Source organism: Serratia sp. CY27727 (assembly GCF_052169275.1).
Taxonomy (GTDB): domain Bacteria; phylum Pseudomonadota; class Gammaproteobacteria; order Enterobacterales; family Enterobacteriaceae; genus Serratia; species Serratia sarumanii.
In genome coordinates this window covers 215,980-236,888 of record NZ_JBJNLB010000003.1, presented here as the reverse complement: position 1 = coordinate 236,888, position 20,909 = coordinate 215,980, and the positions used below count along the sequence as shown (strand labels likewise).

At 58.9% G+C, this 20,909-nt stretch carries 18 protein-coding genes and 1 other annotated feature; of the genes, 13 read left to right on the top strand and 5 right to left on the bottom strand.

Annotation, left to right across the window (positions count from 1 at the left end; all coding sequences use genetic code 11):
• The first annotated feature begins 196 nt into the window (after positions 1 to 196).
• The gene (gene creA, locus ACJ8HB_RS10665) at positions 197 to 676 is read left to right on the top strand and encodes a protein CreA (RefSeq protein WP_033637043.1); all 480 of its coding nucleotides are present in this window, start codon (positions 197 to 199) and stop codon (positions 674 to 676) included.
• A gap of 51 nt (positions 677 to 727) precedes the next feature.
• On the opposite strand, the gene arcA is transcribed toward creA, so the two are convergent.
• On the bottom strand, positions 728 to 1,444 hold the full coding sequence (gene arcA, locus ACJ8HB_RS10660) for a two-component system response regulator ArcA (RefSeq protein ID WP_004933003.1): 717 nt from the start codon (positions 1,442 to 1,444) through the stop codon (positions 728 to 730).
• 629 nt (positions 1,445 to 2,073) lie between these two features.
• Between arcA and ACJ8HB_RS10655 the strand changes: the two genes are divergently transcribed.
• The 5 genes from ACJ8HB_RS10655 to thrC all read left to right on the top strand — a co-directional run bounded on the left by ACJ8HB_RS10655 (position 2,074) and on the right by thrC (position 7,805).
• Entirely contained in the window at positions 2,074 to 2,760 is a 687-nt protein-coding gene (locus ACJ8HB_RS10655; RefSeq protein ID WP_033652888.1) for a tRNA/rRNA methyltransferase, read from the top strand.
• Positions 2,761 to 2,954: 194 nt separating this feature from the next.
• Positions 2,955 to 3,041, top strand: coding sequence for a thr operon leader peptide (gene thrL, locus ACJ8HB_RS10650; protein WP_071525951.1), 87 nt, complete (start codon positions 2,955 to 2,957; stop codon positions 3,039 to 3,041).
• Positions 2,980 to 3,097, top strand: a sequence feature (Thr leader region). It overlaps the preceding gene by 62 nt.
• A 24-nt stretch (positions 3,098 to 3,121) precedes the next feature.
• A complete protein-coding gene (gene thrA / locus ACJ8HB_RS10645; protein ID WP_033637046.1) occupies positions 3,122 to 5,581 on the top strand; it encodes a bifunctional aspartate kinase/homoserine dehydrogenase I in 2,460 nt (819 codons plus the stop codon).
• A gap of 1 nt (position 5,582) precedes the next feature.
• Positions 5,583 to 6,512 carry a homoserine kinase gene (thrB, locus tag ACJ8HB_RS10640; RefSeq protein ID WP_047569370.1) on the top strand — a complete coding sequence of 310 codons (930 nt, stop codon included), beginning with the start codon at positions 5,583 to 5,585 and terminating at the stop codon, positions 6,510 to 6,512.
• 3 nt (positions 6,513 to 6,515) lie between these two features.
• Entirely contained in the window at positions 6,516 to 7,805 is a 1,290-nt protein-coding gene (gene thrC / locus ACJ8HB_RS10635; RefSeq protein ID WP_047569368.1) for a threonine synthase, read from the top strand.
• A 46-nt stretch (positions 7,806 to 7,851) separates the two neighbouring features.
• Here the strand turns inward: thrC and yaaA are convergent, their stop codons facing one another.
• Both yaaA and ACJ8HB_RS10625 read right to left on the bottom strand, forming a co-directional pair.
• Entirely contained in the window at positions 7,852 to 8,628 is a 777-nt protein-coding gene (gene yaaA, locus ACJ8HB_RS10630; protein WP_047569367.1) for a peroxide stress protein YaaA, read from the bottom strand.
• 106 nt (positions 8,629 to 8,734) lie between these two features.
• Complete coding sequence (locus ACJ8HB_RS10625) at positions 8,735 to 10,171, bottom strand: alanine/glycine:cation symporter family protein (RefSeq protein ID WP_033637048.1); 1,437 nt, start codon at positions 10,169 to 10,171, stop codon at positions 8,735 to 8,737.
• 383 nt (positions 10,172 to 10,554) lie between these two features.
• Between ACJ8HB_RS10625 and tal the strand changes: the two genes are divergently transcribed.
• From tal to ACJ8HB_RS10610, 3 genes are all read left to right on the top strand, one after another.
• Positions 10,555 to 11,508, top strand: coding sequence for a transaldolase (gene tal / locus ACJ8HB_RS10620; protein WP_033637049.1), 954 nt, complete (start codon positions 10,555 to 10,557; stop codon positions 11,506 to 11,508).
• A gap of 150 nt (positions 11,509 to 11,658) precedes the next feature.
• On the top strand, positions 11,659 to 12,246 hold the full coding sequence (gene mog, locus ACJ8HB_RS10615; protein WP_004932980.1) for a molybdopterin adenylyltransferase: 588 nt from the start codon (positions 11,659 to 11,661) through the stop codon (positions 12,244 to 12,246).
• Positions 12,247 to 12,370: 124 nt separating this feature from the next.
• Positions 12,371 to 13,678 (top strand): MFS transporter, encoded by a 1,308-nt coding sequence (locus tag ACJ8HB_RS10610; protein WP_047569365.1) that lies wholly within the window; start codon positions 12,371 to 12,373, stop codon positions 13,676 to 13,678.
• Positions 13,679 to 13,723: 45 nt separating this feature from the next.
• On the opposite strand, the gene satP is transcribed toward ACJ8HB_RS10610, so the two are convergent.
• Positions 13,724 to 14,323 carry an acetate uptake transporter gene (satP, locus tag ACJ8HB_RS10605; protein WP_033649275.1) on the bottom strand — a complete coding sequence of 200 codons (600 nt, stop codon included), beginning with the start codon at positions 14,321 to 14,323 and terminating at the stop codon, positions 13,724 to 13,726.
• A gap of 325 nt (positions 14,324 to 14,648) precedes the next feature.
• Between satP and dnaK the strand changes: the two genes are divergently transcribed.
• The 4 genes from dnaK (at position 14,649) to nhaR (ending at position 20,288) form a co-directional block, all read left to right on the top strand.
• Complete coding sequence (gene dnaK, locus ACJ8HB_RS10600; protein WP_004932972.1) at positions 14,649 to 16,562, top strand: molecular chaperone DnaK; 1,914 nt, start codon at positions 14,649 to 14,651, stop codon at positions 16,560 to 16,562.
• 106 nt (positions 16,563 to 16,668) lie between these two features.
• Positions 16,669 to 17,793, top strand: a complete 1,125-nt coding sequence (gene dnaJ, locus ACJ8HB_RS10595; protein WP_033637051.1) for a molecular chaperone DnaJ — start codon at positions 16,669 to 16,671, stop codon at positions 17,791 to 17,793.
• A 236-nt stretch (positions 17,794 to 18,029) separates the two neighbouring features.
• A complete protein-coding gene (gene nhaA / locus ACJ8HB_RS10590) occupies positions 18,030 to 19,196 on the top strand; it encodes a Na+/H+ antiporter NhaA (RefSeq protein ID WP_033649145.1) in 1,167 nt (388 codons plus the stop codon).
• Positions 19,197 to 19,388: 192 nt separating this feature from the next.
• A complete protein-coding gene (gene nhaR, locus ACJ8HB_RS10585) occupies positions 19,389 to 20,288 on the top strand; it encodes a transcriptional activator NhaR (RefSeq protein WP_004932962.1) in 900 nt (299 codons plus the stop codon).
• 71 nt (positions 20,289 to 20,359) lie between these two features.
• Here nhaR and rpsT read toward each other — a convergent pair whose 3' ends face one another.
• Complete coding sequence (gene rpsT, locus ACJ8HB_RS10580; RefSeq protein WP_004932960.1) at positions 20,360 to 20,623, bottom strand: 30S ribosomal protein S20; 264 nt, start codon at positions 20,621 to 20,623, stop codon at positions 20,360 to 20,362.
• Positions 20,624 to 20,909: the final 286 nt, after the last annotated feature.

Below are 20,909 nucleotides of genomic sequence, written 5' to 3'. Positions count from 1 at the left end.
ACCGTAGTGGGCGCAAAGAAATAACGACGCCGCATCATAGCAATTTTTTTACTCCGCGACTCTCAAAGATTTTTGTCACGCTCTGTGCTAAAACGGACGGTGCGGACCCGTAAAAAACCGATTCCGTGAGCTTAGACATAAATAATGGCGATCGCCGAACCTATTTTTGCGGCAAGGTTATATCGGAGTTAAGTAAATGAAAAAAGGCTGGATATTTTTATTCGGTTTGGTTTGCGCAACCGTTGGCAGCGCGCAGGCGGAGCAGGTGGGCTCCGTTGATACCGTGTTTAAATTGTTGGGGCCGGACCACAAAATCGTGGTGGAAGCGTTCGACGATCCGGATGTTAAAAATGTAACTTGTTATATCAGCCGCGCCAAAACCGGCGGCATCAAAGGCGGCCTGGGGCTGGCGGAAGACACCGCCGACGCGGCCATTTCCTGCCAGCAGGTGGGGCCTATCGAGCTGAGCGACAAGATCAAAAACGGCAAGTCGGAAGGTGAGGTGGTATTCCAGAAACGCACCTCGCTGGTGTTCAAGAAGCTGCAGGTGGTGCGCTTCTACGACGCCAAGCGCAATTCGCTGATTTACCTGAGCTACTCCGACAAGGTGATCGACGGTTCGCCGAAGAACGCGCTGAGCGCGGTGCCGATCATGCCGTGGGCTGAGACGAAATAAAAAAACGGGGTTCAGCATGCTGAACCCCATTTTCATGACGGCAGGCCGGAATTACTCTTCCAGATCGCCGCAGAAGCGGTAGCCTTCGCCGTGAATGGTGGCGATGATTTCCGGCGTGTCCGGCGTCGATTCGAAGTGTTTGCGAATGCGACGGATGGTGACGTCCACGGTGCGGTCATGCGGCTTCAGCTCGCGGCCGGTCATTTTCTTCAGCAGTTCGCCGCGGGACTGGATCTTGCCCGGGTTTTCGCAGAAGTGCAGCATGGCGCGGAATTCGCTGCGCGGCAGCTTGTACTGTTCGCCGGCCGGGCTGATCAGCGAGCGGCTGTTGATGTCCAGCTCCCAACCGTTGAACTTGTAGCTCTCGACCAGGCGGCGCTCTTCGCCCAGGCTGCCCAGGTTCATGGTGCGCGACAGCAGGTTGCGCGCGCGGATGGTCAACTCACGCGGGTTGAACGGCTTGGTGATGTAATCGTCGGCGCCGATTTCCAGGCCGAGGATTTTGTCCACTTCGTTATCGCGACCGGTCAGGAACATCAAGGCGACGCTGGCCTGTTCACGCAGTTCGCGCGCCAACAGCAGGCCGTTTTTGCCTGGCAGGTTGATGTCCATGATGACCAGATTGATATCATTTTCAGACAGGATATTGTGCATCTCTGCACCATCATTGGCTTCATGAACAATGTAGCCTTCCGCCTCGAAAATGCTCTTCAGGGTGTTACGAGTGACTAACTCGTCTTCGACAATCAGAATGTGCGGGGTCTGCATATTTGCTACCTAAAATTGCCAACAAAATAGAAAATAGGAAGTACAGAAGTCTTTGTTTTCTTAGAGGAGGGCAGAGATAGCGCCACGTTCCCTCTCAGCAAATGACTAAAGTACGTAAACTCGTTCTTGATGCACTTTCCATCTCATGTCAACAAGATCGCTAGCCTGGTGGGGATGCTGTTCCCTACAACCCCTGGGGTGCCAAATTGGCGCATATCCTAACCCCATTAACAGCAATATAACAGCGCGTGCCGAATTCATCACCCAACAAAACTACGCTTTGTTGACATATATCAAATTCAATTGTAGCACGTTAACAGATTTGTGAAAAACACTTACAGAAATGCCAGTTTAAGTCACAGAACCTCAAATTCTGTGAACGATTCAGCATTATCCTGCCCGATAGGATACAATTATTCGCTTATTGATCATCGCCTTGTTTTAACTCATTGATAAATAGATGCAGTAAAACATAAGCACGAATAATGACTATTACGACGGGTTTATTAGCTCAACGAGCCGTTTAATCTTGTTTGTTGCTATTAACGCGTTTATTGTTACGCAATTGTAAATATAAGCGGGCGCTGCGCCACCGTCAAAAGCGCAGGCCTGCCTTCGGTGGAAGAGTGATGCAGCTTCATATTGTTTTAGTGGCTCCGGCGCGGCCGGAAAATGTCGGCGCGGCGGCGCGCGCGATGAAAACCATGGGCTTCACGTCGTTGCGCATCGTCGACAGCGAGGCGCACCTGCAGCCGGCGGCGCGCTGGGTGGCGCACGGAGCCGGCGAGATCCTCGACGGCGTGCAAACGTTCGCCACGCTGGAACTGGCGCTGGCGGACGTGGATTTCACCGTCGCCACCACCGCCCGCAGCCGCGCGCGTTTTCACTATTACTGCACGCCGCCCGAGCTGCTGGAACAGCTGAGCGAGCGCAAGCAGTGGGTCGGCCAGGCCGCGCTGGTGTTCGGCCGCGAAGATTCCGGCCTGACCAACGAAGAGCTGGCGCTGGCGGATTTGCTGACCGGCGTGCCGATGCAGGCTGACTATCCGTCGCTTAACCTGGGCCAGGCGGTGATGGTGTACTGCTACCAGCTGGCGAGCCTGATGGGCGTCAGCACGCCGCAGGAAACGGCGGCCTCGGAAGGGCAGCTCAAGGCGCTGCGCCGCCGCGCCGATGCCTTGTTGAACGCATTGGATGTCGGCGATGACCAAAAATTGCGCGACTGGCTGCACCAGCGGCTCGGCGCGCTGCAACAGCGCGATACGGCGATGTTGCATACGCTGCTGCACGACATCGAAAAAAAACTCGCCAAGTGATAGCGGCTCCATCAGACGGTTACCCAGCGTGATCCACTGGTAAATCGGCTTTAAGTTGTTTTTTTGTTCTGTCGTTTTGCTTTTCACCTGTTGCATCGCGCATTACCGCCACTGAACGGAAAATAAGCAAAAAAAAGAAATCGTTTGACTTGGGATAGCGATTGCTTTAACCAATAGAGGGGACAGAGTATTTCATGAGACAGACAGACAACATGCGCAACATCAGCCTGAAAACCACAATTATTACCACCACCGATACCACAGGTAACGGGGCGGGCTGACGCGCACAGGAAACACAGAAAAAAGCCCGCACCTAATCAGTGCGGGCTTTTTTTTCGGCTTAAATTCGGAGAGATCACACATGCGAGTGCTGAAATTTGGCGGAACCTCGGTGGCGAATGCAGAACGTTTTCTGCGCGTTGCCGACATCATGGAGAGTAATGCGCGTCAGGGACAGGTAGCCACGGTCTTGTCCGCCCCTGCAAAGATCACCAACCATCTGGTGGCGATGATCGACAAAACGGTGGCGGGCCAGGACATTCTGCCGAATATCAGCGACGCCGAGCGGATCTTTGCCGATCTGCTGAGCGGCCTGGCGCAGGCGCTGCCGGGCTTTGAATACGATCGCTTGAAAGGCGTGGTCGATCAGGAGTTCGCGCAGCTCAAACAGGTGCTGCACGGCGTTTCGCTGCTGGGGCAGTGCCCGGACAGCGTAAACGCGGCGATCATCTGCCGCGGCGAAAAGCTCTCCATCGCCATCATGGAAGGGGTGTTCCGCGCCAAGGGCTACCCGGTCACGGTGATCAACCCGGTGGAGAAACTGCTGGCGCAAGGCCACTACCTGGAGTCCACCGTGGACATCGCCGAGTCCACGCTGCGCATCGCCGCGGCGGCGATCCCGGCCGACCACATCGTGCTGATGGCCGGTTTCACCGCCGGTAACGACAAGGGTGAACTGGTGGTGCTGGGCCGCAACGGCTCCGACTATTCCGCCGCGGTGCTGGCCGCCTGCCTGCGCGCCGACTGTTGCGAAATCTGGACCGACGTCGACGGCGTGTATACCTGCGATCCGCGCACCGTGCCGGACGCCAGGCTACTGAAGTCGATGTCGTACCAGGAGGCGATGGAGCTCTCCTACTTCGGCGCCAAAGTGCTGCACCCTCGCACCATCACGCCGATTGCCCAGTTCCAAATCCCTTGCCTGATTAAAAACACCTCCAACCCGCAGGCTCCCGGCACGCTGATCGGCAAAGACAGCACCGATGACGCGATGCCGGTGAAAGGCATCACCAACCTGAACAACATGGCGATGATCAACGTCTCCGGCCCGGGCATGAAAGGCATGGTTGGCATGGCCGCGCGGGTGTTCGCCGTGATGTCGCGCGCCGGCATTTCGGTGGTGCTGATCACCCAATCCTCTTCCGAATACAGCATTAGCTTCTGCGTGCCGCAGGGCGAACTGCTGCGTGCGCGCCGCGCGCTGGAGGAAGAGTTCTATCTGGAGTTGAAAGACGGCGTGCTGGATCCGCTGGACGTGATGGAACGCCTGGCGATCATCTCGGTAGTCGGCGACGGCATGCGCACCCTGCGCGGCATCTCCGCGCGCTTCTTCTCTGCGCTGGCGCGCGCCAACATCAATATCGTCGCCATCGCCCAGGGCTCTTCCGAGCGTTCAATCTCGGTGGTGGTCAGCAATGAATCCGCCACCACCGGCGTGCGCGTCAGTCACCAGATGCTGTTCAACACCGATCAGGTGATCGAAGTGTTCGTCATCGGCGTCGGCGGCGTCGGCGGAGCGCTGATCGAACAGATTTACCGCCAGCAGCCGTGGCTGAAGCAAAAGCATATCGACCTGCGGGTGTGCGGCATCGCCAACTCGCGCGTGATGCTGACCAACGTACACGGCATCGCGCTGGACAGCTGGCGCGACGAGCTGGCCGGCGCGCAGGAGCCGTTCAATCTCGGCCGCCTGATCCGGCTGGTGAAGGAGTATCACCTGCTGAACCCGGTGATCGTCGACTGCACTTCCAGCCAGGCGGTGGCCGATCAGTATGTGGACTTCCTGGCGGACGGTTTCCACGTGGTGACGCCGAACAAAAAGGCCAACACCTCGTCGATGAACTATTATCAGCAACTGCGCGCTGCCGCCGCCGGTTCGCACCGCAAGTTCCTCTACGACACCAACGTCGGCGCCGGTTTGCCGGTGATTGAGAACCTGCAAAACCTGCTGAACGCCGGCGATGAGCTGGTGCGTTTCTCCGGCATCCTGTCCGGCTCGCTGTCCTTTATCTTCGGCAAGCTGGATGAAGGGCTGTCGCTGTCGGCGGCGACCTTGCAGGCCAGGGCCAACGGCTATACCGAGCCGGATCCGCGCGACGATCTGTCCGGTATGGACGTGGCGCGCAAGCTGCTGATCCTGGCGCGCGAGGCCGGTTACAAGCTGGAGCTGAGCGATATCGAGGTCGAGTCGGTGCTGCCGCCGTCCTTCGACGCGTCGGGCGACGTGGAGCATTTCCTGGCGCGCCTGCCGGAGCTGGATAAAGAGTTCGCGCGCAACGTGGCCAACGCCGCCGAGCAAGGCAAGGTGCTACGCTATGTCGGCCTGATCGACGAAGGGCGCTGCAAGGTGCGCATCGAGGCGGTGGACGGCAACGATCCGTTGTATAAAGTGAAGAACGGCGAGAACGCGCTGGCCTTCTACAGCCGCTACTATCAGCCGCTGCCGCTGGTGCTGCGCGGCTACGGCGCCGGTAACGATGTGACCGCAGCGGGCGTGTTCGCCGATCTGCTGCGCACACTGTCATGGAAGTTGGGAGTTTAATATGGTTAAGGTGTATGCACCGGCCTCGATCGGTAACGTCAGCGTCGGTTTCGATGTGCTGGGCGCGGCGGTTTCGCCGATCGACGGCACGCTGCTGGGCGACTGCGTCAGCGTAGAAGCCGCCGAGACGTTCAGTTTGCAGAATGCCGGGCGCTTCGTCAGCAAGCTGCCGGCCGAGCCGAAAGAGAACATCGTTTATCAATGCTGGGAGCGCTTCTGCCAGGAGATCGGCCGCGAAGTGCCGGTGGCGATGCGGTTGGAAAAGAACATGCCGATCGGATCGGGGCTGGGCTCCAGCGCCTGTTCGGTGGTTGCCGGGTTGATGGCGATGAACGAATTCTGCGATCGGCCGCTGGATGAGACGACGCTGCTCGGCCTGATGGGCGAGCTGGAAGGCCGCATTTCCGGCAGCGTGCATTACGACAACGTGGCGCCATGCTACCTGGGCGGCCTGCAGCTGATGCTGGAAGAAGAAGGCATCATCAGCCAGGAGGTGCCGTGCTTCGACGATTGGCTGTGGGTCATGGCCTATCCGGGCATCAAGGTCTCCACCGCCGAAGCGCGCGCCATTTTACCCGCGCAATACCGTCGTCAGGATTGCATCAGCCACGGTCGCTATCTGGCCGGCTTTATCCATGCCTGCCACACCCGTCAGCCGCAGCTGGCCGCCAAATTGATGCAGGACGTGATCGCCGAACCGTACCGCACCCGGCTACTGCCGGGCTTCGCCGAAGCGCGCAAGGCGGCGCAGGACATCGGCGCGCTGGCCTGCGGCATCTCCGGCTCCGGCCCGACGCTGTTCGCCGTCTGCAACGACGGCGCCACCGCGCAACGCATGGCCGCCTGGCTGCAACAACACTATCTGCAAAACGACGAAGGTTTTGTTCATATTTGCCGTCTGGATACCGCAGGCGCTCGACTACTGGGATAACGCATGAAACTGTACAACCTTAAGGATCACAACGAGCAGGTCAGCTTCGCGCAGGCGATCAAACAAGGCCTGGGCAAGCAGCAGGGGCTGTTCTTCCCGCTGGAGCTGCCGGAGTTCGAACTGACCGAGATCGACCAACTGCTGGAGCAGGACTTTGTCACCCGCAGCAGCCGCATTCTGTCGGCCTTTATCGGCGAAGAGGTGCCGGAAGCGGCGCTGAAGAAACGCGTGCAGGCCGCTTTTGAGTTCCCGGCGCCGGTGGCGAAAGTGGCCGAAGACGTCTCCTGCCTGGAGCTGTTCCACGGCCCGACGCTGGCGTTCAAAGACTTCGGCGGCCGCTTTATGGCGCAGATGCTGGCGGAAGTGGCCGGCGATCAGCCGGTGACCATTTTGACCGCCACCTCCGGCGACACCGGCGCCGCCGTGGCGCACGCCTTCTACGGCCTGAAAAACGTCCGGGTGGTGATCCTCTATCCGCAGGGCAAAATCAGTCCGCTGCAGGAGAAGCTGTTCTGTACCCTGGGCGGCAACATTCACACCGTAGCGATCGACGGCGACTTCGATGCTTGCCAGGCGCTGGTGAAGCAGGCGTTCGACGATCGGGAATTGAAGGACGCGCTGCACCTGAACTCGGCCAACTCGATCAACATCAGCCGCTTGCTGGCGCAGATCTGCTACTACTTCGAAGCGGTGGCGCAGCTGCCGCAGGAAGCGCGCAATCAGCTGGTGATTTCGGTGCCGAGCGGCAACTTCGGCGATCTGACCGCCGGGCTGCTGGCCAAGTCGCTGGGCCTGCCGGTGAAGCGCTTTATTGCCGCCACCAACGCCAACGACACCGTGCCGCGCTTCCTGACCAGCGGCCAGTGGCAGCCGCACGCCACGGTCGCGACGCTGTCCAACGCCATGGACGTCAGCCAGCCAAACAACTGGCCGCGCGTGGAAGAGCTGTTCCGTCGTAAGGTCTGGCAGCTGAAAGAGCTGGGCCACGCGGCGGTCAGCGATGAGACCACCCGGGAAACGATGCGTGAACTGGCCGAGCTGGGTTATATCTCCGAACCGCACGCGGCCATTGCCTATCGCGCGCTGCGCGATCGGCTGCAGGAAGGGGAGTTCGGTCTGTTCCTCGGCACCGCGCACCCGGCCAAGTTTAAAGAGAGCGTAGAAGCGATCCTCGGCCAGGAGCTGCCGTTGCCGAAAGCGCTGGCGCTGCGGGCCGATCTGCCGCTGCTGTCGCACACGCTGCCGGCCGGCTTTGCCGAGCTGCGCAAGTTCCTGATGGCGCTGCCGGCCTGAGGTTCGGCAGGCTAGAATGCGAAAAGCCGTCTTGCGACGGCTTTTTTTATGCCTGCTCCGGGCGTTTGAACACCAGTTCATTGCCCTGCGAGGCGGCTTCGTCGAAGGCGTAGCCTTCCAGGTTGAAGTCCACCAGCTGCTCGCTGCGCGTCAGGCGGTTCTTGATGATAAAGCGGCTCATCAACCCGCGCGCTTTCTTGGCGTAGAAGCTGATGACCTTGTACTTGCCGTTCTTCTCGTCGAGGAACACCGGTTTGATCAGCGCGCCGTGCAGTTTGGTCGGCTTCACCGCCTTGAAATACTCGTCGGACGCCAGGTTGACCACCACGTCGTCGCCCTGCTGCTCCAGCGCTTCGTTGAGTTTCTGGGTGATTTTATCGCCCCAGAAGCTGTACAGGTCTTTGCCTTTCGGGTTTTCCAGCCTGATGCCCATCTCCAGCCGGTACGGCATCATCAGATCGAGCGGGCGCAGCACGCCATACAGGCCGGACAGCATGCGCAGATGCTGCTGGGCGAAGTCGAAATCGGCTTCGCTGAAATCCTGCGCCTGCAGGCCGGTGTAAACGTCGCCCTTGAACGCCAGCAGCGCCTGACGGGCATTGTCCGGGGTAAATTTCGGCTGCCACTCGCTAAAGCGCGCGGCGTTCAGCCCGGCCAGCTTGTCGCTGATGCTCATCAGGCTGGCGATTTGCGCCGGCGTCAGCTCGCGGCAAATTTTGATCAGCTGTTTCGACTTGTCCAGCATTTCGGGCTGCGTGAAGCGTTCTGTTGCCAGCGGGCTGTCGTAATCGAGAGTTTTTGCAGGGGAAATAATAACGAGCATGGCCAGATCCTGTTTATCCAAGTGCGGATACTGTAGCAAAAAGCGCGGGAAAAAGGGGCAATCGGTCCAATAGGCAGGGGCGCGCACCGCACGCGCCCCGGAAAACTCATCGCGGCGGCTTTTGGTCGTCCCACACGCCCGGCTCCAGCTGCGACTTCAGCTCCGGATAACGGTTGGCGTCAAAGGTCGGCAGCTTGCCCAGACGGCGTTGGCGATGGTAGTCATCGGCCAGCTTAAGCGCCACCCGCGACAGCAACAGGATGGCCGTCAGGTTGGTGATGGCCATCAGCGCCATGGAGGTATCCGCCATTTTCCACACCAGCGGCAGCTCCGCCAGCGCGCCGAACATCACCATGCCCAACGCCACGCAGCGGAAAATCAGCAGGCCGCCCGGATGGTTGTGCTCGAGGAACACCAGGTTGCTCTCGGCATAGGCGTAGTTGGCGATGATCGAGGTGAAGGCGAAGAAGAAAATGGCGATGGCGACGAACGGCGCCCCCCAGCTGCCGACGGCGGTCGACAGCGCGCGCTGGGTCAGATCGATGCCGCTGATGCTGTCGGTCGGCTGATCGAGAATGCCGGAGGAGAGGATGATCGCCGCGGTGGCGCTGCAGATGACGATGGTATCGATAAACACCCCGAGCATTTGCACATAGCCCTGTGAGGCCGGATGCGGCGGATAAGGTGAAGCGGACGCCGCCGCGTTGGGCGCCGAGCCCATGCCGGCTTCGTTGGAGAACAGGCCGCGCTGCACGCCCTGGGTCATCGCCTGGGAGATGCCGTAACCGACGGCGCCGGCCGCGGCTTCCTGCAGGCCGAAGGCGCTTTTGAAGATCAGCGTCAGGATCGCCGGCATGTGTTCGATGTTATGGCCAATCACCCAGAGGGCCAGTAACAGGTAGGCGCCGGCCATCAGCGGCACCACCAGCTCGGCCACTTTGGCGATGGAGCGGATGCCGCCGAAGATCACCACGCCGCTCAGCAGCACCAGGCCGATGCCGACGTGCAGCGGCTGCAAATGGAAGGCGACGGCGGAGGCCTGCGCGATGGAGTTGGCTTGCACGGCGTTGAACACCAGGCCGAAAGCGATGATCAGGAAGATCGAGAACAGCACGCCCATCCAGCGCATGCCGAGGCCCTTTTCCATGTAGTAGGCCGGGCCGCCGCGGTAGTTGCCGTTATCGTCTTTGGTTTTGTAGAGCTGCGCCAGCGAGCTTTCCACAAAGGAGGTGGCCATGCCGATAAACGCCACCACCCACATCCAGAAGATGGCGCCGGGGCCGCCGGCGGTCAGGGCGATGGCGACGCCGGTCAGGTTGCCGGTGCCGACGCGCGCCGCCAGCGTGGTGCACAGCGCCTGGAAAGAGGAGATGCCGGCGCTGTCGCTCTTATTGCTGTTTTTCAACACCGAGAACATGTGGCTGAAGTGGCGGAGCTGGATAAAGCGGGTGCGCAACGTGAAGTAGATGCCGGTGCCGAGCAGCAGATAAATCAGCACCGACCCCCACAAAATGTTGTTTATAAAATTCATCAGGTCCGTCAAGGGATCCCTCCTTTTATCGAAATTTAATGCGCACCTTGCAGCATCCACCGCAGGTGAAAAACATTGGCCTATTTTTTACAAGAGCTTAGCTGGAATCTGTCCGGCGTCAGTCGATTAAGATTTTTCGCAGATTAGCGGACGAATTGCATCAATTTTTTCGAATTTAACATAATTTATTCGGACAATAGCACGTTATTGCCTTTCCATCCGCTCGGTAATGGCGAAAGATATCGGCGTAAACGGTTGCTCGCCCAAGGATAAAACAGATGCCTGCGCGCCGCGGTTTTCCAGCCTTGCACCGGGCTTGGCGCATGTTATTATCAGGGCAGGGCATGGTTGAACAATGCCAAAAGTTCATGCACAAACGATGAGATAATGCCAACATGACCGACAAATTAACTTCCCTGCGCCAGCTGACCACGGTGGTTGCAGATACGGGTGATATCGCGGCAATGAAGCTGTATCAACCGCAGGACGCCACAACCAACCCTTCGCTGATCCTCAATGCAGCCCAAATTCCTGAATACCGTAAACTGATTGACGAAGCCATCGCCTGGGCGCGCGGCCAGAGCAGCGATCGCGAGCAGCAAATCGCCGACGCCGCCGACAAGCTGGCGGTCAACATCGGTCTGGAAATCCTCAAACTGGTTCCGGGCCGCATCTCCACCGAAGTGGATGCACGTCTGTCTTACGACACCGATGCCAGCGTGGCCAAGGCCAAGCGCCTGATCAAGCTGTACAACGAAGCCGGCATCAGCAACGATCGCATTCTGATCAAACTGGCCTCGACCTGGCAGGGCATCCGCGCGGCGGAGCAGCTGGAGAAAGAAGGCATCAACTGTAACCTGACGCTGCTGTTCTCCTTCGCTCAGGCTCGCGCCTGTGCCGAAGCCGGCGTTTACCTGATCTCGCCGTTCGTCGGCCGTATCCTCGACTGGTACAAAGCCAACGGCGACAAGAAAGAGTTCGCCCCGCATGAAGATCCGGGCGTGATCTCCGTGACCGAGATTTACCAGTACTACAAACAGCACGGTTATAACACCGTGGTGATGGGCGCCAGCTTCCGTAACGTCGGCGAAATCATCGAACTGGCCGGCTGCGACCGTCTGACCATCGCCCCTGCGCTGCTGAAAGAGCTGGCGGAGAGCGAAGGCGCGCTGGAGCGCAAACTGTCTTACACCGGTGAAGTGAAGGCGCGTCCTGCCGCACTGACCGAACCTGAGTTCTACTGGCAGCACAACCAGGATCCGATGGCGGTTGAGAAACTGACCGACGGCATCCGCAAGTTCGCCGTAGACCAGGGCAAACTGGAAAAAATGATCGCCGACCTGCTGTAATTCCGGCAGATCGTGCAGTAAAAAGGTGGCTCAGGCCACCTTTTTTTATGCCCGACGCACCCGCCGGCGGGGGAAGCCCTTATACTCTCGGCAATGACAACAGAACGGGGACGAACCCGTTCGGACCCCATCAGGTTGTAGAGGTTACGCATGGATATTTTACGTATTGGTTTGGTTTCCGTTTCCGACCGCGCTTCCGGCGGCGTTTATCAGGATAAAGGCATTCCGGCGCTGGAGGAATGGCTGAGCGGCGCGCTGGCGACGCCGTTCAAGCTGGAAACCCGGCTGATCCCCGATGAGCAGACGCAAATTGAACAGACGCTGTGCGAGCTGGTGGACGAAATGGGTTGCCATCTGGTGCTGACCACCGGCGGCACCGGGCCGGCGCGACGCGACGTCACCCCCGACGCCACGCTGGCGATCGCCGATCGCGTGATGCCCGGCTTCGGCGAGCAAATGCGTCAGATCAGCCTACACTATGTGCCAACGGCAATTCTTTCTCGCCAGGTGGGGGCGATCCGCAAGCAGGCGCTGATCATCAACCTGCCCGGCCAGCCGAAGTCGATCAAGGAAACGCTGGAAGGGGTAAAAGATGAGCAGGGCAATGCGGTGGTGCACGGTATCTTCGCCAGCGTGCCTTATTGCATTCAACTGCTCGACGGGCCTTACGTCGAAACGCACGCCGCGGTGGTAGCAGCATTTCGGCCAAAGAGCGCGCGTCGCGAGATAAACCTCTAAATTTCAGCGTTCTGCGAGATCGGCTTCAGCCCGTCTGGTGTGAAAATAATTTGCCGCTATAGTAAGGATTCTTTTACAGAAAGCCTGCGGCTTTTATTTTTACAGCCTTTACCGACGGTGCCCTATGCCTCACGACAATAATCGCCGGCTGAACCGGCAAGACTACAAAACGCTGACGTTGGCCGCGTTGGGCGGCGCGCTGGAGTTTTACGACTTCATCATCTTCGTGTTCTTCGCCGCCGTGGTCGGCGATCTGTTCTTCCCGGCGGACATGCCGGAATGGCTGCGGCTGGTGCAAACCTTCGGCATCTTCGCCGCTGGCTATCTGGCCCGTCCGCTGGGCGGCATCGTGATGGCGCACTTTGGCGATCTGGTCGGCCGCAAAAAGATGTTTACCCTGAGCATTCTGCTGATGGCGTTGCCGACGCTGGCGATGGGCCTGCTGCCGACCTACGCCAGCATCGGCATCGCTGCGCCGCTGCTGCTGCTGTTGATGCGCGTGCTGCAGGGGGCGGCGATCGGCGGTGAGGTGCCGGGCGCCTGGGTCTTCGTCGCCGAACACGTGCCGCGCCGGCGCATCGGCTTCGCCTGCGGCACGCTGACCGCCGGGCTGACGGTGGGCATCCTGCTGGGCTCGGTGGTGGCGACGGTGATCAACACCACGCTCAGCCCGCAGAGCATTGTCGGCGGCGGCTGGCGCATTCCTTTCCTGTTGGGCGGCATGTTCGGCCTGGTGGCGATGTACCTGCGCCGCTGGCTGCAGGAAACGCCGATCTTCATCGAGATGCAGGCGCGTAAAGCGCTGGCCGAAGAGCTGCCGCTGAAGTCGGTGGTGCTCAACCACAAACGGGAGGTGGCGGTGTCGATGCTGCTGACCTGGCTGCTCTCCGCCGGCATCGTGGTGGTGATCCTGATGACCCCGACCTATCTGCAAAAGCAGTTCGGCATCGCGCCGGCCTTGACGCTGCAGGCCAACAGCATCGCCACCATCATGCTGATCGCCGGCTGCATCGTCGCCGGTTTGTCGGCCGATCGCTTCGGCGCCAGCAAAACGCTGGTGGTCGGCAGCGTGCTGCTGGCCGGCTGCAGTTGGCTGTTCTATCAAACGGTGGGCGTGCGCCCGGAAATGCTGTTCGCCTGCTATGCCCTGGTGGGGTTCAGCGTAGGCGTGGTGGGGGCCGTGCCGTACGTGATGGTGCGGGCTTTCCCGGCGGAAGTGCGGTTTACCGGTATCTCGTTCTCATATAACGTCTCGTACGCTATTTTTGGCGGTTTAACCCCTATTTTTGTGACGCTGATCATGAAATTAACCCCGTTAGCACCCGCTTACTACGTGCTGGCGCTGTCGCTCATCGGGCTGTTGCTCGGTGTCTACCTGCATCGCGACCTGAACAGCGAAGCCGGGGAGCGGCAAGCCGATTCCTACAGCTAAAAAAAAAGCCCTGCAATGCAGGGCTTTTTCGTCAGGGAAGGGCGATTATGCGGTGACCGGTGAGGTCGCGACGCGTGCCGGGGCCGGTTCGCCAATCGGCAGCACGGTGCGGCCGTATTGCTCGTTGAGCACTTCGGCCATCGCCAGGTAAATGGCGCTGGCGCCGCAGATGATGCCTTCATAGCCGGCGAAGGTCAGCAGCGCGTGGTTGCCGGTGATGTTGCCGACGGCCAGCAGGGCGAACAGCAGCGTCAGGCTGGCGAACACGAACTGCAGTACGCGGTTGGCGCCCAAGGTGCCGAAGAACATGAACAGGGTGAAGACGCCCCATAGCGCCAGGTAGATGCCCAGCACGTGCGCCTCGGTGGCCTCAGCCAGGCCCAGACGCGGCAGCAGCAGCAGGCCGACCAGGCTCAGCCAGAAGCTGCCGTAGGCGGTGAAAGCGGTCATGCCGAAGGTGTTGCCCTTCTTGTATTCCAGCAGACCGGCCAGGATCTGGGCCAGGCCACCGAAGAAAATCCCCATGCTGATGATGGCGGAGTTCAGTGGGAAAAAGCCCGCGTTGTGCAGGTTCAGCAAGACGGTGGTCATCCCGAAGCCCATCAGGCCGAGAGGGCCGGGATTCGCCAACTTGTTGGTGTGCATAAGTCCTCTGCGATAACAGAAAATTAACGGAAACAGCGAAGTAAAATAATAAATGGTCTGAATGGCCAAAAAATCGAAGTTTTCCATCAGAGCGCGCGCATCATAATGATCCCCGCAGCCGGAAACAATGATCTGAATGACGATAAAAAAAAGAAATTTTTTTCCCCTTGCCCCTTGATGCCGGATTGGATGGCCCCATCTTATTTGCAACCGCAGCTGCTAACCGCGGGCCGCACTGAGATATCGGGCAGTTGAAAAGCAAAAAATCGCCCGCATATAGGTTAGCAACCTGACTGATTATGAATTTTTTAGTGGAGACGTTTAGATGGGCAAAATTATTGGTATCGACCTGGGTACTACCAACTCTTGCGTAGCAATTATGGATGGTGCCAAGGCACGCGTGCTGGAAAACGCCGAGGGCGACCGCACCACTCCTTCTATTATCGCATATACCCAGGACGGTGAAACTCTGGTTGGCCAGCCGGCTAAGCGTCAGGCAGTGACCAACCCTGAAAACACCCTGTTCGCCATCAAGCGCCTGATCGGTCGCCGCTTCCAGGATGAAGAAGCGCAGCGCGACAAAGCGATCATGCCGTACAAAATCGTCGAAGCCGACAACGGCGACGCCTGGCTGGAAGTGAAAGGCCAGAAAATGGCTCCGCCGCAGATCTCTGCGGAAGTGCTGAAAAAAATGAAGAAAACGGCGGAAGATTACCTGGGCGAACCGGTAACTGAAGCGGTTATCACCGTACCGGCTTACTTCAACGACGCCCAGCGTCAGGCGACCAAAGACGCCGGCCGCATCGCGGGTCTGGAAGTAAAACGCATCATCAACGAACCGACCGCTGCGGCCCTGGCCTACGGCCTGGACAAAGAAGTCGGCAACCGCACCATCGCGGTTTATGACCTGGGCGGCGGTACTTTCGATATCTCCATCATCGAAATCGACGACGTTGACGGCGAAAAAACCTTCGAAGTGTTGGCGACCAACGGTGACACCCACCTGGGTGGCGAAGACTTCGACAGCCGTCTGATCAACTACCTAGTGGAAGAGTTCAAGAAAGATCAGGGTATCGATCTGCGCAACGATCCGCTGGCGATGCAGCGCCTGAAAGAAGCCGCTGAGAAAGCGAAGATCGAACTGTCTTCCGCTCAGCAGACCGACGTTAACCTGCCGTATATCACTGCAGACGCGACCGGTCCAAAACACATGAACATCAAAGTGACTCGCGCCAAACTCGAGTCGCTGGTTGAAGATCTGGTTGCGCGCTCTATCGAGCCGCTGAAAGTGGCGCTGAAAGACGCAGGCCTGTCGGTTTCCGACATTCAGGACGTGATCCTGGTGGGCGGCCAGACCCGTATGCCAATGGTGCAGAAGAAAGTCGCAGACTTCTTCGGCAAAGAACCGCGTAAAGACGTGAACCCGGACGAAGCGGTTGCCGTGGGCGCGGCGGTACAGGGCGGCGTGTTGGCCGGTGATGTGAAGGACGTTCTGCTGCTGGACGTGACCCCGCTGTCGCTGGGTATCGAAACCATGGGCAGCGTGATGACGCCGCTGATCACCAAAAACACCACGATCCCGACCAAGCACAGCCAGGTGTTCTCTACCGCTGAAGACAACCAGTCTGCGGTAACCATCCATGTGCTGCAGGGTGAGCGTAAGCGCGCCAGCGATAACAAATCTCTGGGCCAGTTCAACCTGGACGGCATCCAGGCGGCACCGCGCGGCATGGCGCAGATCGAAGTGACCTTTGATATCGATGCCGACGGCATCCTGCACGTGTCCGCCAAAGACAAGAACACCGGCCGTGAGCAGAAGATCACCATCAAGGCATCTTCTGGCCTGAACGAAGACGAAATCCAGAAAATGGTGCGCGACGCCGAGCTGAACGCTGAAGCCGACCGCAAGTTCGAAGAGCTGGTGCAGACGCGTAACCAGGCGGATCACCTGATCCACGGCACGCGCAAGCAGCTGGAAGAAGCGGGCGACAAACTGCCGGCGGAAGACAAAACGGCGATCGAAGCGGCGCTGAAAGATCTGGAAGCGGCGGTGAAAGGCGAAGACAAAGCCGAGATCGAAGCGAAGACTCAGGCTCTGGTGCAGGTTTCCGGCAAATTGCTGGAAATGGCTCAGGCGCAGCAGGCTCAGCAGGGTGCTGACGCCGGCGCGGACAACGCGGCGCAGAAAGACGACGACGTGGTTGACGCTGAGTTCGAAGAAGTTAAAGACAAAAAATAATCGCCCTTAAGCGGGCACGGGGCGGCCGAGGTGCCGTTCCCGGAAACCAGCACGGGCGTCGAGGCAACTCTGCGCCCGTGCACGCATGTTAAGGGTAAGCAAAAGAATGGCGAAGAAAGACTATTACGAGATTCTCGGCGTCAGCAAGACGGCGGATGAACGTGAGATCAAAAAGGCGTACAAACGCCTGGCGATGAAATACCATCCTGACCGCAACCAGGAACAAGACGCCGAAATCAAGTTTAAAGAAGTTAAAGAAGCTTACGAAGTCCTGACCGACGACCAGAAACGCGCGGCCTACGACCAGTATGGGCACGCGGCCTTTGAACAGGGCGGCATGGGCGGCGGCGGCTTTGGCGGCGGTGCCGACTTCAGCGATATCTTTGGCGACGTGTTTGGCGACATCTTCGGCGGAGGCCGCCGTCAGCGCGCCAGCCGCGGTTCCGATCTGCGCTATAACATGGAGCTGACCCTCGAGGAAGCGGTACGTGGCGTCACCAAAGAGATCCGCATCCCGACGCTGGAAGAGTGCGACGTCTGCCACGGCAGCGGCGCCAAGCCGGGCAGCTCGCCGGTGACCTGCCCAACCTGTCACGGCCAGGGCCAGGTGCAGATGCGCCAGGGCTTCTTCACCGTGCAGCAGGCGTGTCCGCACTGCCATGGCCGCGGTCAGATCATCAAAGATCCGTGCAACAAGTGCCACGGCCACGGCCGGGTAGAGAAATCCAAAACGCTGTCGGTGAAAATTCCGGCCGGCGTCGATACCGGCGACCGCATCCGCCTGGCGGGTGAAGGCGAAGCCGGCGAGCACGGCGCACCGGCGGGCGATCTGTACGTTCAGGTGCAGGTGAAGGCGCACCCGATCTTCGAGCGTGAAGGCAATAACCTGTACTGTGAAGTGCCGATCAACTTCGCCATGGCGGCGCTGGGCGGCGAGATTGAAGTGCCGACGCTGGACGGCCGGGTGAAACTGAAGGTGCCTTCGGAGACCCAAACCGGCAAGCTGTTCCGCATGCGCGGCAAGGGTGTGAAATCGGTGCGTGGCGGCAGTCAGGGCGACCTGCTGTGCCGCGTGGTGGTGGAAACCCCGGTCAATCTGAACGACAAGCAGAAGCAGCTGCTGCGTGAGCTGGAAGAGAGCCTGGGTGGCCCGTCTGGCGACAAGAACAGCCCGCGTTCGAAGAGCTTCTTCGACGGGGTGAAAAAGTTCTTTGACGATCTGACTCGCTAACCTTCTGTTTCTGTTGGTTTATGTTCTAACCCCGGGCGTTTGTCCCGGGGTTTTTATTTGCACGCCACGCCCCTAATCCCCTATAAATAATGTGACTTATTCGTGCTTTTGATCGGTTTTATCGAGCTATTTAGCATTTATAAACTTATTTTTTCGAACTAAAACGCCCTCTATACTCACTTCATGACTGTGGTTTGCAGGGCGCTACGCCCTGCACAGATTTGGAGAGACGTACTGTGACCAATATCATTCGTCAATTTTTACGTCAGGAAGCTGCGGGCGGCATCATTCTGATCGCGGCGGCAATCGTCGCCCTGATCATGGCCAACACCCCGGCGCAGGGGATCTATCAGGCATTCCTTAACCTGCCGGTGATGGTGAAGATTGCTTCGCTGGAGATCGCCAAGCCGCTGCTGCTGTGGATCAACGATGGCCTGATGGCCATCTTCTTCCTGGTGGTGGGGCTGGAGGTCAAGCGCGAGTTGATGCAAGGCTCGCTGTCCGGGCGCGACAAGGCGGTGTTTCCGGCGATCGCCGCGCTGGGGGGCATGCTGGCGCCGGCGCTGATTTACCTGTTGTTCAACGGCGCGGATGAAGTCACCCGTCAGGGCTGGGCGATCCCGGCCGCGACTGATATCGCCTTCGCGCTGGGCGTAATGGCGCTGCTGGGCAACCGGGTGCCGACCAGCCTGAAAGTGTTCCTGCTGGCGTTGGCGATCATCGATGACCTGGGCGTGATTATCATCATCGCGCTGTTCTACACCCACGAAGTGTCGATGGTGGCGCTGGGCGTGGCGGCGGCGGCGACGGTGCTATTGGCGGTAATGAACTGGCGTGGCGTGGGTAAAACCTCGCTGTATATGATGGTCGGCCTGGTGTTGTGGGTAGCGATCCTCAAGTCCGGGGTGCATGCGACGCTGGCCGGGGTGATCGTCGGCTTTATGATCCCGCTGAACGTGAAGAAGGGGCCGTCGCCGTCGGAAACGCTGGAACATGAGCTGCACCCCTGGGTTGCGTTTATGATCCTGCCGCTGTTCGCTTTCGCCAACGCCGGGGTTTCTTTGCAGGGCGTATCGCTGGAAGGATTGACGTCGCTGCTGCCGGTTGGGATTGCGGCCGGCCTGTTTATCGGTAAGCCGCTGGGGATTTTCCTCTTCAGCCTGCTGGCGGTGAAAATGGGCATCGCCCGTTTGCCTGAAGGCATCGGCTTCAAACAGGTGTTTGCCGTTTCGGTGCTCTGCGGCATTGGTTTCACCATGTCGATTTTTATCGCCTCGCTGGCGTTCGGCGATGCGGATGCGGCGCTCAGCACCTATTCCCGCCTGGGGATCTTGTTGGGCTCCACCGCTGCGGCGGTGGTAGGGTATGGATTGCTGCGTCTGGCGTTGCCGCGCGTACGTTAATCCTGAATGTGCCCGGTAAGGGCACATAATAAAATGGCTGGTCGGAGCTGCACGGTATAAAATATGTGCAGCTTCGGCCGTTGTTCGTTGGGACTAATGGGGCTATACGTTGTCTGAAGCAGGGAAAGGAAGTTTGTCGCTCGTCACGGCACACCGTTTGCCGCTGCGAAACGTTGTTAAGGAGAGCCGCTCGTGAGGATGTCGCATATCAACTTTAATCACCTTTACTATTTCTGGCAGGTCTGCAAGGCCGGTTCCGTGGTCGGTGCCGCCGAAGCGTTGTTTCTGACGCCGCAGACCATCACCGGCCAGATCAAGGCGCTGGAAGAGCGGTTGGACGGCAAGCTGTTCAAACGCCAGGGGCGCGGGTTGGTGCCTTCGGAGCTGGGGCAACTGGTGTTTCGTTATGCCGACAAGATGTTTATGCTCAGCCAGGAAATGCTGGATATCGTCAACTACCGCAAAGAGTCGAATCTGCTGTTCGACGTCGGCGTGGCCGATGCGCTGTCGAAGCGCCTGGTCAGCCAGGTATTGGAAACGGCGGTGGTGGTGGACAACGAACAGATCCACCTGCGTTGCTTTGAATCGACGCACGAGATGCTGCTGGAGCAGCTCAGCCAGCACAAGCTGGATATGATCCTGTCGGATTGTCCGGTGGACTCCAGCCAGCAGGAAGGGCTGTTCTCGCTGAAGCTGGGCGAGTGCGGCATCAGCTTCTTCTGCCGCCAGCCGGCGCCGGAGCTGCCGTTCCCGGCTTGTCTGGAGCAGCGCAAACTGCTGATCCCCGGCCGCCGCTCGATGCTGGGGCGCAAGCTGCTCAACTGGTTCAATACGCAGGGCATTCAGGTGGAGATCCTGGGCGAGTTCGACGATGCGGCGCTGATGAAGGCCTTCGGCATGTATCACAATGCGATTTTCGTGGCGCCGACGCTGTATGCGCAGGATACCTACAACGATGACAACGTGGTGGAGATTGGGCGCATCGACAGCGTGCAGGAGGAGTATTACATCATCTTCGCCGAGCGCATGATCCAGCATCCGGCGGTGCAGCGCGTGTGCAACAAAGATTTTTCTGCGCTGTTTTCCTGCTAGCGGTTCACTGAACGCAGGACGTAAAAAAACCGGCCTGAGCCGGTTTTTTTATCAAGCAGATAACGAAATGCTTATTGCATTGCGTTGATGCGTGCAGTCAGGTTTGACTTATGACGCGCTGCTTTGTTTTTGTGGATCAGGCCTTTAGCTGCCTGACGGTCCACCAGTGGCTGCATTACCAGGAATGCATTTTGTGCTGCTTCTTTGTCGCCAGCTGCGATAGCTGCGTCTACCTTCTTGATGAAGGTACGCACCATTGAGCGACGGCTTGCGTTATGCTTGCGGCGTTTCTCAGACTGTACGGCGCGTTTCTTAGCTGATTTGATATTAGCCAAGGTCCAACTCCCAAATATATTCTATTGAGGACAATTCAAAGGCCGAGGAATATGCCCTTTTAGCCTTCGTTTGTCAATGGATTTGTGCAAATAAGCGCCGTTTGTACAGGCGGCACTCGCTACGTTGTGATGGCGCAGGATTTTACCAGCTTCGCTCTTGGGAATACAGTGTTTCGCGAGAAAATTCGCCAATGTTTTGCCGCGGCGGGCGCAAGCCGTTGGCTGCGGTCGAGAATCGGCCCGGCGGCGCCGGATAAACTGCGGCGAAGCCGTTTCACGCGCAGAT

What these genes read in the sequence shown, in the direction of transcription:
- ACJ8HB_RS10655 (WP_033652888.1), top strand. Translation starts at nt 2,074, where the DNA reads ATGCAGCTTCATATTGTTTTAGTGGCTCCGGCGCGGCCGGAAAATGTC.
- dnaJ (WP_033637051.1), top strand. Translation starts at nt 16,669, where the DNA reads ATGGCGAAGAAAGACTATTACGAGATTCTCGGCGTCAGCAAGACGGCG.
- satP (WP_033649275.1), bottom strand. Translation starts at nt 14,323, where the DNA reads ATGCACACCAACAAGTTGGCGAATCCCGGCCCTCTCGGCCTGATGGGC.
- mog (WP_004932980.1), top strand. Translation starts at nt 11,659, where the DNA reads ATGGATATTTTACGTATTGGTTTGGTTTCCGTTTCCGACCGCGCTTCC.
- arcA (WP_004933003.1), bottom strand. Translation starts at nt 1,444, where the DNA reads ATGCAGACCCCGCACATTCTGATTGTCGAAGACGAGTTAGTCACTCGT.
- dnaK (WP_004932972.1), top strand. Translation starts at nt 14,649, where the DNA reads ATGGGCAAAATTATTGGTATCGACCTGGGTACTACCAACTCTTGCGTA.
- thrA (WP_033637046.1), top strand. Translation starts at nt 3,122, where the DNA reads ATGCGAGTGCTGAAATTTGGCGGAACCTCGGTGGCGAATGCAGAACGT.
- tal (WP_033637049.1), top strand. Translation starts at nt 10,555, where the DNA reads ATGACCGACAAATTAACTTCCCTGCGCCAGCTGACCACGGTGGTTGCA.
- ACJ8HB_RS10610 (WP_047569365.1), top strand. Translation starts at nt 12,371, where the DNA reads ATGCCTCACGACAATAATCGCCGGCTGAACCGGCAAGACTACAAAACG.
- thrL (WP_071525951.1), top strand. Translation starts at nt 2,955, where the DNA reads ATGAGACAGACAGACAACATGCGCAACATCAGCCTGAAAACCACAATT.
- yaaA (WP_047569367.1), bottom strand. Translation starts at nt 8,628, where the DNA reads ATGCTCGTTATTATTTCCCCTGCAAAAACTCTCGATTACGACAGCCCG.
- creA (WP_033637043.1), top strand. Translation starts at nt 197, where the DNA reads ATGAAAAAAGGCTGGATATTTTTATTCGGTTTGGTTTGCGCAACCGTT.
- thrC (WP_047569368.1), top strand. Translation starts at nt 6,516, where the DNA reads ATGAAACTGTACAACCTTAAGGATCACAACGAGCAGGTCAGCTTCGCG.
- thrB (WP_047569370.1), top strand. Translation starts at nt 5,583, where the DNA reads ATGGTTAAGGTGTATGCACCGGCCTCGATCGGTAACGTCAGCGTCGGT.